This window comes from Lautropia dentalis (assembly GCF_003892345.1).
GTDB classification, from domain to species: Bacteria; Pseudomonadota; Gammaproteobacteria; order Burkholderiales; family Burkholderiaceae_E; genus Lautropia; species Lautropia dentalis.
In genome coordinates this window covers 1,862,589-1,875,358 of record NZ_RRUE01000001.1, presented here as the reverse complement: position 1 = coordinate 1,875,358, position 12,770 = coordinate 1,862,589, and the positions used below count along the sequence as shown (strand labels likewise).

Sequence of the window (12,770 nt, the reverse complement as noted above, 5' to 3'; positions counted from 1 at the left end):
CCCCCTGAAAATGTCATACATCGGCGCGCGCCTGGTCGCCGTTCTCTTCCAGCCAGCTGCGCCGCCCGGCCGCCTCGCCCTTGCCCATCAGCAGCGTGAACTGGGCTGCCGTGTCATCGGCGGGAATGGCCCCGTAGCGCACCTGCGACAGGCTCCGTGTGGCCGGGTTCAGCGTGGTTTCCCAGAGCTGTTCGGCCGTCATCTCGCCCAGCCCCTTGAAGCGCGACACCGTCCAGCTGCCCTCCTTCAGGCCATCCTTGCGCAGCTTGTCCTCGATGTGCTTCAGTTCGCGGGCATCGATGCAGTAGATCTTGCGCAGCGGCTGCTTGCCGCGGGCCGGCACGTCCACCCGGAACAGCGGCGGGCGGGCCACGTAGATGTGCCCGGCATCGATGAGCACCGGAAAATGCCGGAAGAACAGCGTGAGCAGCAGCACCTGGATGTGCGAGCCGTCCACGTCGGCGTCCGACAGGATGCAGACCTTGCCGTAGCGCAGCCCGCCCAGATCCGGCGAGGCCCCCCGCGGATGCGGATCGACGCCGATGGCCACGGCAATGTCGTGGATCTCGTTGTTGGCAAACAGCCGGTCCGGTTCGGTCTCCCAGGTGTTGAGCAGCTTGCCGCGCAGCGGCAGCACGGCCTGGCACTCCTTGTCACGGCCCATCTTGGCCGAACCGCCGGCCGAGTCGCCCTCCACCAGAAACAGCTCGTTGCGCGCGATGTCGGTGGTTTCGCAGTCGGTGAGCTTGCCGGGCAGCACGGCCACGCCGGAGCCCTTGCGCTTTTCCACCTTCTGGGCCGAGCGCTGGCGGGCCTGCGCCTGGCGGATCACCAGCTCGGCCAGCTTTCGCGCCTGGTCCACGTGCTGGTTGAGCCAGAACTCGAACTGCGTACGCACCGCACCCGACACCAGCCGCACGGCATCGCGCGAGCTGAGCCGCTCCTTGGTCTGGCCCTGGAACTGCGGGTCCAGCACCCGGGCCGACAGCACGAAACTGGCGCGGGCGAAGGCATCCTCGGCCATCAGGCGCACGCCCTTGGGCTGCATGTTGTGCAGCTCGATGAAGGCCCGGATGGCCGTGAACACCCCCTCGCGCAGGCCCGACTCGTGCGTGCCGCCTGCCGGTGTGGGGATGAGATTCACGTAGGATTCGCGCGCCAGCGGACCGGCCTCGGTGAAGGCCACCACCCAGTGGGCGCCCTCGCCTTCGGCGAAGCTGTCGTCGCCGGCCGCCGCATACTGCTGGTCCTCGAAGAGCACCAGCGGTTCTGCCTCCGGCTCCTGTGCCAGCTCTTCCAGCAGGTAGCCGCGCAGGCCCTCGTCGTACTGCCACTGGCGGGTCTCGCCGGTCTTCTCGATGAAAAGCGTGACCTTCACGCCCGGCAGCAGCACGGCCTTGCTGCGCAGCAGCCGTTCCAGCTCGCCCAGCGGGATGGTGGCACTGTCGAAATACTTCGGATTGGGGCTGATGCTCACCCGGGTGCCCGAGGCGGGTTCATCCCGCAGCGCCGGCCGGTGTGCCAGTTTTTCGGCCAGCTCGCCATCGGCAAAGGCGATGGTGTGGGCCAGCCGGTTGCCACGGGCATCCTTGTCGCCCTTGCGCCAGACCGTCACCTCCAGCCTTCTGGCCAGCGCGTTGGTGACCGACACCCCCACGCCATGCAGGCCGCCGGAGAAGCTGTAGGCGCCCCCGGCCGTCTTGTCGAACTTGCCACCGGCATGCAGGCGGGTGAAGACGATCTCGATGACCGGCACCCCCTCTTCGGGATGCAGGCCCACCGGGATGCCCCGGCCGTCGTCGGTGACCTCCACGCGGCCATCGCGCAGCAGCCGGACATCGATGTGCCGGGCAAAGCCGCCCAGCGCCTCGTCGGCCGCGTTGTCGATGACTTCCTGGATGATGTGCAGCGGGTTTTCCGTGCGGGTGTACATGCCCGGCCGCTGGCGGACGGGTTCCAGCCCCTTCAGTACCCGGATGGAGGCTTCCGAGTAGGCGGCGCTGTCTCTGGATGCGGATGATTTTGCCATGGGGGGCATTATCGCCGATGATCCGGCCCGTTCGCGCGCCCCGTGGCAGATGGCACGAAAGCCCCGGCGCATGTCAGGGGTGCCCGCAAAAGTCCCGCGTCACCCTGGCGATCCGGTGCGGGGGCGAGTGGGTCCGTGACACGCGCCACATGTACCAGCTTCACCCAGTGGAAAGGCCCTTTATCGTCAACCAGAGTTAAACACCCATTACAATAGGGGGAAGCCCTGATGCCACAGGCTCGGGAAAGCGCCCATGAATCCGGTCTCGCCGGGCAGGCATGGTGGCGTTCACCCGGTGCCGGCATGCGGGAACGAACGGCGGCACGGCGCGCCTCCAGCGCCGGCGCTGGATCTTTGCGAATCTCCAGGAGAGTCACATGGCAAAAGGAAGAAAGATTTCGGTAGTGGGCGCAGGTGCCGTCGGCACGGCGGTGGCCTATGCAGCACTGATCCGGCAGGTCGCCAACCAGATTTCACTCTACGACATTGCCACGGAGAAGGTCGAGGCCGAGGCCGCCGACCTGGCGCACGGCTCGCACTTCACCGGCTGGCCTCATGTGGCCGGCAGCAGCGACATTGCCGTGACCGACAGCAGCGACATCGTGGTAATCACGGCCGGTGCCAAGCAGAAGCCGGGCCAGAGCCGTCTGGAGCTGGTCAAGGACAATGCCCGCATCCTGAAGAGCATGCTGCCGAAGCTGGTGGATGCCTCACCGGAAGCCGTGTTCATTCTGGTGACCAACCCCTGCGACGTGCTGACGATGGTGGCCCAGCGCATTTCGGGCCTGCCGACCAACCGGGTGATTTCGAGCGGTACGGTGCTGGATTCGTCGCGTCTGCGCCGCCTGATTGCCGACCGCGCCCGTATCTCGACATCCAGCGTGCACGCGTCGATCATCGGTGAGCACGGCGACAGCGAGTTCCCGATGTGGTCGGTGGCCCGCATCGGTGCGGTGCCCATTGCCGACTATCGTGTCAATGGCAACCAGGTCTTCCCGCCGGATGTGCTGGACGATCTGGCGCACCAGGTGATGACCAGTGCCTACAAGGTGATTGCCGGCAAGGGCGCGACCAACTTCGCCATCGGTCTGTCGGCTTCGCGGATCTGCGAGGCGATCCTGCGCAACGAGCATTCGGTGCAGCCGGTGTCGAGCATTCTGCACGGGCAGTATGGCATCAAGGGCGTGGCGCTGTCGCTGCCGAGCGTGCTGGGTTCCAATGGGGTCGAGCAGGTGCTGGATACGCCGCTGAGCGATGAGGAAATCGTGAAGCTGCGGGCATCGGCAGATGCCATCCAGAGCAGTTTCGACCAGATCGAGAACGAGCTGTAAGGGTCGCTTTATCCCGGGGGCGCAGGAAGGATGGCGCCCCTGTTGCAGCAGAACGACGGCTCCGGAGACGGGGCCGTCGCCGTTTCTGGCTGTGCTTTCGAATGGTGAAGGTCGGTGTCGCGGTGAGGCTCGGTGTACATGGAAGACGCTTCCTGGCAGCGGACGCGGCACACGGAAGACGGCTTCGGGTGGGGCGGCATGGGGAGCGGGACCCTCATGCGGCTCATACGCTCACTGCGGTTTTGATGCCCACGACCTTCGTCGTGGTCAACAAACCCGCAGGCCTATAAAGGTTTCCGACAACCGGGCTTCGCCCGCCCGTCAGAAACCTTTCACGGCTACCACGAAATCGCCGCATGAGGATCCCGCTCCCCATGCCGCTTCTCAAGTCTGCTGGGGTGCGCATCCGGGAAAGACATTTCTTTTCCCGAATTACCCTCACCTGCGCCCCTGTGTAATGACCCAGTGGAACCTCTGCAAAAGTCTGCGAGTGCTTTGGGGCAAGGATCGGGATGAGCCAGAAGGCGCCCTGTCGGCAATAGCAGGGCTATTGGTGGCAAATGGCGACGCACTGGATCGCCCTGGCATGGAGGCCACAGTGCCGCAGGATTTTTGCGAAGGCACCCAGGGGCATACCTGAGTCATTCGTCCCCGCACGCTCCCCTTTTTCGTTCAGTCGAGATTGCGCGGTGTGAATCGCGGCTGTTTGGGCATGCGCTCGGCGATGCGGGCGCGGTTGATGGTGAAGGCGTGGTCGGTGGGGGTGTAGTCACGCCACAACGCGGGGGTATCGGGCAGATCCTTGGGCCAGATGTCCCGGACGTTGAAGCCGCGGGCCAGACACTCTTCGTGCAGGGCGGCATAGCGCTGCTGCAGGAAGGTCAGCTTGTCGAAGAAGAAGCGGACATGGCCTTCGCCCAGCCTGTAGTCGGCGGGCTGGCCCTCGAGGTTGAAACGACCACGGGCCACGGCGTTGGGGATGCGGGTAAGTTCGCGGTGCTCGGCCAGCAGGTGCTGGTCGCAGAGTTCGGCCGGGGGAACGACGTTGATGCGGGTCATGGAGGCGGGAGCAGGACGCCTGCCATCCCTGCGCCGTCACGGGGTGTCGTCTGTGCACCGGTGCGGGCGGGGTGGCAGGGGGTTACGGTAGCCTGCATTCTCCGTCATTTTTCGGCGCGAGATGGCGAGGTCTGGTCCGCAGGCAAGGCTTCGTGCATCACGTGTGACGCCCGTCGGCATGCCGCACCGACACGCACCGGCGCCGGATGCTCCGTACTGCCGTGCATGGCATGATCATCACGCCCGCCGCGATGCCGCATCATGACGCGGATAATCGGTCAGCCCCCGCGCATCACCGCCGAAGAAGCGGCTGGCGTCCGGCTCGGCCAGGGGCCAGCCGTGCTGCAGGCGTTCGGGGAGGTCCGGATTGGCCACGAAGGGGCGGCCGAAACCGATCAGGTCTGCCCAGCCCCTTTCCAGTGCGGTTTCGGCACGCTCCCGGGTGTATTTGCCGGCATAGATCAGCGTGCCGCCGTAGATCATCCGCAGTGCTTCACGAAAGGCGGCCGGCATGTCGGGGGCATCGTCCCAGTCGGCTTCGGCGATGTGCAGGTAGACCACGCCCAGCGCGTCCAGCAGGGCGGCGGCCGCCAGATAGGTGGCCTGCGGCGTATCGTCCACGGCCCCCTGCAGGGTGGTCAGTGGCGCCAGCCGCACACCAACCCGCCCGGCACCCACCACCCCGATGACGGCCTCGGTCACCTCGCGCAGGAAGCGCAGCCGGTTGGGCAGCGAACCGCCATAGCCATCGGTGCGCGTGTTGGCCTGTGAATCGATGAACTGCTCGATCAGGTAACCATTGGCGCCATGCAGCTCGACGCCATCGAAACCGGCCTCCAGGGCGTTGCGCGCCGCGGTGGCAAAATCCTGCACGATCTGGCCGATTTCCGCTTCGGTCAGCGCGCGGGGTGCGGAATGCTGCACCATCTCGCCCACGCCCGACGCCGGCCCCCTGCCCTCCGGGTCGATGAAGACTTTCACGCCTTCGGCCACCAGCGGTGACGACGACACCGGCGCGGCACCACCGGGCTGCAGTGCGGTGTGCGAGATGCGGCCCACATGCCAGAGCTGCGCAAAGATGCGACCGCCGGCTGCGTGCACGGCATCCGTCACGCGCCGCCAGCCCGCCACCTGTTCGGGGCTGTGGATGCCCGGCGTCCAGGCATAGCCCTGTCCCTGGGGGCTGATCTGCGTCCCTTCGGTGATGATCAGCCCGGCCGAGGCGCGCTGGGCGTAGTAGTCGGCCATCATCGGGGCAGGCACATGGCCGGCACCGGCGCGGGCGCGGGTCATGGGCGGCATGACGATACGGTTGGGCAGGGTCAGCCGGCCCAGACGATACGGGGTGAACAGCATGGTGAATACTCCTGAAGAATTCCCGAAAAATATGGGTAGAATGCTTTTTGTGGATTTTTGAAAGCGTGAAGAATGCGCGGACATGTTCCCCGTCCCGTTCAGCACTTACGAATGCAGGGCAACGCCGACAGCGCGCAGATTCGAGGCCAGCGCGGGGACGAACGGGTCCATGACACACGCTATGGCGCGCCGGGTGCATCGCCGGCAAACAGAGCATCCAGATCGACCGCCCCGGCCATGGCACGATTGCCGGCATCCCCTGGGTGAAGGTGGTCGCCGGAATCGAACGGCGGCGCCATGCGGGCGGGATGCTGCGGGTCACGCAGCACGGCATCGAAATCGGTCACCGCATCGAATGTCCCGCTGTGGCGAATCCAGTCGTTGAGCTGCCGGCGCAGCACATCCTTGTCCGGGTGGTAATAGTTGTCGAGCGGGGTATCGGGTAACGCCCCCTCGAAGGGGGGCAGCGTGGCACCGATGATGCGTACGCCCCGGGCACGGGTCTGTTCGGCCAGCTGCCGGAACCCCAGCCCGGCCAACCCGGGCCGTATGGACGCCGGCCAGCAGCGGGCGGGCGGTGGTACTGAACAGCGCCGTACGGGGCGCAGCCGACAGCGTATCGATGCCATCATCCGCACGCAGTGCATCTCCCCGCAATGATGCATCCGCCGTCTGGTCACCCGGCGCGATCCAGCTGGTCTGGCGGGCATCCCAGTGGAAAGTCTGCATGGGGGTTGCCTGCGGCAGCCATGCCGAGGGTTGCGCGTTCTACGAACGCGGCGTGCGGATCCTGGCCGACCTGGACGAGGCCGAACGCTGCGCCAGCGCCCATGCGGCGCCGCGTGGCCGGGTCCGGATGAATGTCAACGTGCCATTCGGACACCATCTGCTGCTGCCGCTGGTGCCGGACTTTCTGGCGGAACATCCGGAGGTCACGCTGGACATCGTGCTGACCGATGAAGTGGTGGACCTGCTGGAGCAGCGCACCGATGTGGCGGTACGGGCGGGACCGCTCAAGAGTTCCAGCCTGGTGGCACGGCGGCTGGGCGCCACGCGGATGATGATCGTGGGGGCACCGGCGTATCTGGAGACACACGGTGTGCCGGCCACACCGGATGATCTGCTGCGGCACAACCGGCTGGGCGCCAATTATGTACGGGCACAGCCGGGATGGCCGCTGCTGCGCCAGGCGCACGGCGTCGTCCCATCCTCCGGTTCCGGCGGGGTGTCCGGGATGGAAACCTGCCCGCCCGGCAAACACATGGGCAGCGGGACGGCCAGAAACCAGAACGCCCGTGCAACCGGCACGCACCAAACAGCCGCCACGCACCGGCCTGCCCCCGCATCCCGCGAAGCGCCCCAGATCATCCCCATCGGCGGCAACGCCCAGGCCAGTGATGGGGAAGCGCTGCGGCACCTGGCACTGGCCGGCCTGGGGCTGGCACGGCTGGCCGCCTTTCAGGTGAAGGACGACGTGGCCGCCGGGCGGCTGGTGCCGGTGCTGGAGGCCTTCAATCCGGGCGACGAGGAGGCCATTCACGCGGTGTATGTGGGCCAGGGAGGGCATCTGCCGCTGCGGGTGCGGGCACTGCTGGATTTTCTGGCGAAACGGATTCCCGAGGTCCTCGGCGCCGTACACTGAACGGAGCGTCCCTACACTGAACGGAGCGTCCCGTATCTGCGGCGAATCCGGTATGCTGGTCTCCCCAGCGGTCCGCGGCACCCGTCCCCCCTTCGGAAAAGTTTCCATGATCACCCTGCATGCCCTCGACCAGTCCCGCTCCCTGCGCATTCTCTGGCTGCTGGAGCTGCTCGGCGTTCCCTACGAACTTGACCAGCACGGACGTGATCCCGAAACCCTGCGGGCACCGGATGCCCTGAAACGCATCCACCCGCTGGGCAAGGCGCCGGTACTGCAGGATGGCGAGCTGGTTCTGGCCGAGAGCGGCGCCATCGTCGATTACCTGATACAGACCTACGGCAACGGCCGTTTCATGCCTGCAGCCGGAACGCCCGATTACTGGCAGTACCAGCGTTGGCTGCATTATGCCGAGGGCTCGCTGATGCCACTGATGGTGCTGGCCCTGCTGATGGGCCGGGCCGAAACGGCACCGATGCCCTTCTTTGCCCGCCCCTTTGCGCGCAAGTTCACCGATGGCGTCCGCAGGGCGTGGATCTTTCCGCAGACGGCGCTGCATCTGGGCCATGTGGAGCAGTCGCTGCGGGGGCAGCGCTGGCTGTGTGGCCAGGCGCTGACGGGGGCCGACGTGATGATGAGCTTTCCACTGCAGGCCGCCCAGGGGCGGCTGGGAACCCGCGACTACCCGGAGATCGAGCGCTGGCTGGGACAGATTGCCGCCGACCCGGCCTGGCAACGGGCCGAGGCCGAAGGGGGGCGGCCGGTTCTCTGAATCAAACCTTCAGGTACTTCCCGCTGATGGCCACCCCTGCCATCATCGCCGCCACCAGCACGAACGCCGCGCCCAGGCTGGTATGGTGAGCAATGAAGCCGATGCCGGCCGGCCCGGCCAGAACGCCCGCGTAGCCCATGGTGGTCATGGCCGGCAGGGCCACACTCTGCGGCATGCTGGTCTGACGGCCCACGGCCGTGAACAGTACCGGCACGATGTTGGAGCTGCCCAGCCCCACCAGCGCGTACCCCACCAGCGCCAGTGGCCAGGACGCCCCCCACGTGGCCAGCAGGATGCCCAGAACCGCCAGCGTGCCCCCGACCATCACCACCCGCTGCCGTCCCGCACGGGCCACGATGCGATCCCCCGTCAGACGGCCGAAGGTCATGGCCAGCGAGAACGCTGCAAAGCCATAGCCGGCCTGCGCCAGCGACATGCCATGGCGCTCGGTGAGGAACACGGCGCTCCAGTCCATCATCGAGCCCTCCACCAGAAACACGGTGAAGCACAGCACCCCCAGAAACAGCACGATGCCCCGCGGCAGCGCAAAGGCCGGCCCACCCTCCGACGGGTTGCTCCACGGCAGCATGTGGCGCCAGCTGGCCAGCATCAGCAGCAGGCCCAGCGCACCGATCATCGTCACGCTGGGCAGCGGTGACACACCCAGCTCCATGATGCTGCTGGTGGCGGCCGCGCCCAGCAGGCCACCCAGGCTGTAGAAACCGTGGAAGCCGGACATCAGCGGCCGGTTGCTGTCGCGCTCGACGATGACGGCCTGAATGTTCATCACGCAGTCGAAGGTGCCGAGCATGGCACCAAAGACGAAGAGCGTTGCTGCCAGTGCGGCCACGCTGCTGACCACGGCCAGCACGGGCAGGCATCCACACAGCACCAGCCCACTGATACCCAGCACGGCGCGACAGCCAAAACGGGTGGCCAGCGCGCCACCCACCGGCATGGCCAGAATGGAGCCGATCCCCAGACACAGCAGCACGAGGCCCAGCTGGGCCTCGTTCACCCCGGTGGCCGCCTTGGCCGACGGCACCAGCGAGGCCCAGGCCGCCACGGCCAGGCCGGACAGCAGGAAGATCATCCGGGTGGCGTTCTCGTACGGCCTGCCGGCTGCCAGGGGATGGGAAGACGAACGAACGGACGAATGGGCAGGAGGAGATGCGTTCATGAACCAGGCCGCAATGGCAGCGGAAGCGGAGACAGACTGCGGAGTGTGCCCGAGTTCCCGGCCTGCCGCCAGCGTTGCCACATGCAGGACGATGACGGCGACCGCGGCGCGGTCTGCACTGCGACACGACCTTGCGCATGCATCGGGGCTCCGCCACAGCCAGAACAGACGCTGCGCCGGCCGTGTCCGGGCGCCTCTCACCACCCCGCCAGGGTCAGCTTGCCGAGGGTACGGCCGCTTTCCAGCAGGGCATGTGCCTTGCGCAGGTTCGTAGCATCGATGGTGCCCAGCGACTGGGTGCGGGTGCTCCGGATGCGTCCGTCGTCTGCCAGCCGGGCCACCTTGCGCAGGATCTCCTGCTGCCGGCTGATGTCGGCCGTGTTCTGCAGCGGGCGGGTGAACATGAATTCCCAGTGGATCGACAGGCTCTTGCCCTTGAGCGGCACGATATCGAGCGTTTTGGGGTCATCGATCAGCGCGATGCGCCCCTGCGGAGCGATCAGCTGGACGATATCGGACAGATAGCGGTCGGTATCGGCGGTGGAGAAGACGAAGCCCGGCTGGCCGATACCGAGGGCCTGTACCTGCGCCGCCAGCGGCTTGCCGTGATCGATCACGTAGTGAGCCCCCATCTGCTTCACCCACGCCACCGATTCGGGGCGTGAGGCCGTGGCGATGATGGTGAGACCGGTCAGCGCCCGCAGCAGCTGGATGGTCATCGAGCCCACCCCGCCAGCACCACCGATGATGACGATGGCATCGGCCGCCCCCGGCACCGGCTGGCTGACCTGGAGCCGATCGAACAGGGCCTCCCAGGCGGTGAGGGCCGTCAGGGGCAGCGCCGCCGCTGCTTCATCGTCCAGCGAACGGGGTGCATGCGCCACGATGCGGGCATCCACGGCCTGCAGCCCGGCATAGCAGCCGGGGCGGTTGATCGCGCCGGCGTAGTAGACCCGATCCCCCGGCAGAAAGGCGGTCACGCGCGAGCCCACGGCCTGCACGGTGCCCACGGCATCCCAGCCCAGGATACGCCAGGTCCCCTCGGGCGGACGAGCAAACGAACGTACCTTGGCGTCGGCCGGATTGACGGCGATGGCCTGCACGGCAACCAGCAGGTCCTGTTCGCCGGGTTCGGGGGTGGGTTGTTCGATATCGACCAGGGACTGCGGATCGGAAACGGGCAGTGGCTGGCTGAAACCAATGGCTTTCATGTCGGGCTCTCCTTGATGAGCGTGTTACGGACTGCCCCGTCCCCACGCCCCCACAGAGCGGGCCATGGACCCATGCGTCCCCGCGGAACGCTCCGGGGCATGCAGGACAGGACACGGATCGCCGGCTTCCCGCCCGGGTATCACACTGTCGTGATCATGTGTCAGGCATGTGAACACCCCTCATAAGCAGGAGGCCAGCAATGATGGCGGGCGATCACGTCACGTACGGGCAACGATTGTTGCGTCTGGTACACATGGTGTCATGATTCGTCCTGGCGTTCTCTGTGCCAGAATTCCTTTTGGATATCTGCAGAAATACGCTTCGGCGTTATTTTTGATGGTATTTGCAGATAATGGAAGAACGCAGTTTTTCCGCCAGTACGCACATTTTGTGCACGCAGTATATTAATGCATATGCAGTATCAAGAAAGGAACCTGTATGGGACGCACCCGCCACGAAACATTCACCTGTGCAGCCGGCTGCACGGTCGAGGCCACCCTGAACCTGATCGGTGGCAAGTGGAAGGGCGTGATCCTCTACCGGCTGCTGACCGAGGAGGTGCTGCGCTTCAACGAACTGCGGCGCCTGCTGCCCAGCATCACGCAGCGGATGCTGACCAACCAGCTGCGTGAGCTGGAGAAGGACGGCCTGGTGCAGCGCACGATCTATCCGGAAGTGCCGCCCCGGGTGGAATACCGGCTGACCGACGAAGGCCGGACGCTGGAACCGGTCATCTCGGCCCTGAAGGCCTGGGGGGACCGGTACGTGGCGAACAGGGCGGACTGAGCGTGTGTCATGGGACTCATCCCACCCCAGCGCCAGCCGGGCGCTGACAAGGCGCCGCGCGGACAAGGTTGACCGTCTTGCCAGGCGGGACAACACCGACAGGAAACGGCAACCACACATCGAGACGAAGGCACCACAAGGCGCGGCAAACACGTAGCGAAGCCGGCGTGGCACACAACGAAGCCAACATGCCATGCGAAAGCCACTGATAAGGCACACGGCGATGCAATGACCCAGCGACACCTGCACGACACGCCACGCAAGCACCCCGTGGTCAGGACAGAATTCGCTTCTTTTGATCTGGATCACGATTTGTGTACGGACAAAAAAATGGGGGTCGGCGCGTTGCATCAGTATCCTGCATGACGCAGCGCCGGAATCACCAGCACGGCGGACACGGACATCACATGACAGATATCAAATCAGAAATGCATGTCATGCCCGGCAAAATGCACAATACGATCAGGTAGATGGATGGTTGAACTTTAAAAATATCAAATACAGGCGCACACCACTTCGGGCCAGACACCCATAAATAACCGATTTCACAAAGACAACTCCGAATGAAAACAATAACCAGCACACCGGCAGTCATTTGACAATCATCAAAATACAGAGACCAGCTCCGGGAAAATTTGACGAAACGCAATCATGCCATGCGCGTTTCGCCGATTTATTAATGGTTATATAGTGTCAGGGAGGCGGCTTCTGGCACATCGTCGGCAGAGGCTACCCATGCTGGTTCCAGAGGACAGCCCGCCCTTTTCATGGCGTCTGGCCTTGCGAACCGGATGATTCCGCACCGACAACAAGAAGAGTGAATGCCATGACACATCAAATCATCCCACGCGCCCTTCCCCGTCTGCTGTGCAGTCTGATTCTGCCCCTGGCGCTGGGTACGCTGTCGACATCTGCCTGGGCCGAGGAGCCGCTGTCGGATGCCGACAAGGCAAAGGCCGAAAAACTGTTCAAGACGCAGCTCTGCATGAGCTGTCACAAGACCGACAAGAAGCTGGTCGGTCCGGGCTTCGCAGAAGTGGCCGCGAAATATGGCGATGACCCCAAGGCAGTCGACACCATCTCGGAACACATCACCAAGGGCGGCAAGGGCCGATGGGGCAAAATGGCCATGCCGCCCCAGCCGCAGGTTCAGCCGGACGACGTGAAGCTGCTGGCCCGATGGATCATGAGCATGAAGAAATGAGCGCAACGTAGCCGGAGAGCGCCCGGGAAAAACCCCGGAGACAGACTGTCAGGCCTGTCTCCGGGGTCTGGGAGCGCGGGGAGCAGGATGAAATCCATCCTGTGAAAGATCACATCCATCTCCTGGGTTCCGGAACGCAGGGAGCAGGCTTTCGTGCACGTTACGGACGCGTTCGTCCGCACCGATGCTGCTACCCGTGCCG

At 65.3% G+C, this 12,770-nt stretch carries 10 protein-coding genes and 1 pseudogene; 5 read left to right on the top strand and 6 right to left on the bottom strand.

All coding sequences use genetic code 11. From position 1 onward, the window contains the following. Positions 1-13 precede the first annotated feature (13 nt). Positions 14-2,029 carry a DNA topoisomerase IV subunit B gene (locus tag EHV23_RS07300; protein WP_125095339.1) on the bottom strand — a complete coding sequence of 672 codons (2,016 nt, stop codon included), beginning with the start codon at positions 2,027-2,029 and terminating at the stop codon, positions 14-16. A 377-nt stretch (positions 2,030-2,406) separates the two neighbouring features. On the opposite strand from EHV23_RS07300, the gene EHV23_RS07295 reads away from it, so the two are divergent. Continuing rightward, positions 2,407-3,360 (top strand): L-lactate dehydrogenase, encoded by a 954-nt coding sequence (locus EHV23_RS07295; protein WP_125095338.1) that lies wholly within the window; start codon positions 2,407-2,409, stop codon positions 3,358-3,360. 672 nt (positions 3,361-4,032) lie between these two features. On the opposite strand, the gene EHV23_RS07290 is transcribed toward EHV23_RS07295, so the two are convergent. The 3 genes from EHV23_RS07290 to EHV23_RS16490 form a co-directional block, all read right to left on the bottom strand. Beyond that, positions 4,033-4,419, bottom strand: coding sequence for a pyrimidine dimer DNA glycosylase/endonuclease V (locus EHV23_RS07290; protein WP_125095337.1), 387 nt, complete (start codon positions 4,417-4,419; stop codon positions 4,033-4,035). Positions 4,420-4,656: 237 nt separating this feature from the next. Continuing rightward, complete coding sequence (locus EHV23_RS07285) at positions 4,657-5,775, bottom strand: alkene reductase (protein WP_125095336.1); 1,119 nt, start codon at positions 5,773-5,775, stop codon at positions 4,657-4,659. Between the two features lie 179 nt (positions 5,776-5,954). Beyond that, positions 5,955-6,314 carry an SGNH/GDSL hydrolase family protein gene (locus EHV23_RS16490; RefSeq protein WP_203228900.1) on the bottom strand — a complete coding sequence of 120 codons (360 nt, stop codon included), beginning with the start codon at positions 6,312-6,314 and terminating at the stop codon, positions 5,955-5,957. Positions 6,315-6,502: 188 nt separating this feature from the next. Here EHV23_RS16490 and EHV23_RS16015 point away from each other — a divergent pair, with 188 nt between their 5' ends. Continuing rightward, positions 6,503-7,417 carry a LysR substrate-binding domain-containing protein gene (locus EHV23_RS16015; protein WP_238990317.1) on the top strand — a complete coding sequence of 305 codons (915 nt, stop codon included), beginning with the start codon at positions 6,503-6,505 and terminating at the stop codon, positions 7,415-7,417. Positions 7,418-7,523: 106 nt separating this feature from the next. Next, the gene (locus tag EHV23_RS07265; protein ID WP_125095335.1) at positions 7,524-8,186 is read left to right on the top strand and encodes a glutathione S-transferase; all 663 of its coding nucleotides are present in this window, start codon (positions 7,524-7,526) and stop codon (positions 8,184-8,186) included. Position 8,187: 1 nt separating this feature from the next. On the opposite strand, the gene EHV23_RS07260 is transcribed toward EHV23_RS07265, so the two are convergent. Both EHV23_RS07260 and EHV23_RS07255 read right to left on the bottom strand, forming a co-directional pair. Further along, positions 8,188-9,366 (bottom strand): MFS transporter, encoded by a 1,179-nt coding sequence (locus tag EHV23_RS07260; protein WP_125095334.1) that lies wholly within the window; start codon positions 9,364-9,366, stop codon positions 8,188-8,190. A 197-nt stretch (positions 9,367-9,563) separates the two neighbouring features. Beyond that, on the bottom strand, positions 9,564-10,577 hold the full coding sequence (locus EHV23_RS07255; RefSeq protein WP_125095333.1) for a zinc-binding alcohol dehydrogenase family protein: 1,014 nt from the start codon (positions 10,575-10,577) through the stop codon (positions 9,564-9,566). A 439-nt stretch (positions 10,578-11,016) separates the two neighbouring features. On the opposite strand from EHV23_RS07255, the pseudogene EHV23_RS07250 reads away from it, so the two are divergent. Then, positions 11,017-11,343 (top strand): annotated as a pseudogene (locus EHV23_RS07250) (winged helix-turn-helix transcriptional regulator); the annotation flags it as partial. 847 nt (positions 11,344-12,190) lie between these two features. Beyond that, entirely contained in the window at positions 12,191-12,568 is a 378-nt protein-coding gene (locus tag EHV23_RS07245) for a c-type cytochrome (protein ID WP_125095331.1), read from the top strand. The last annotated feature ends 202 nt before the right edge of the window (positions 12,569-12,770 follow it).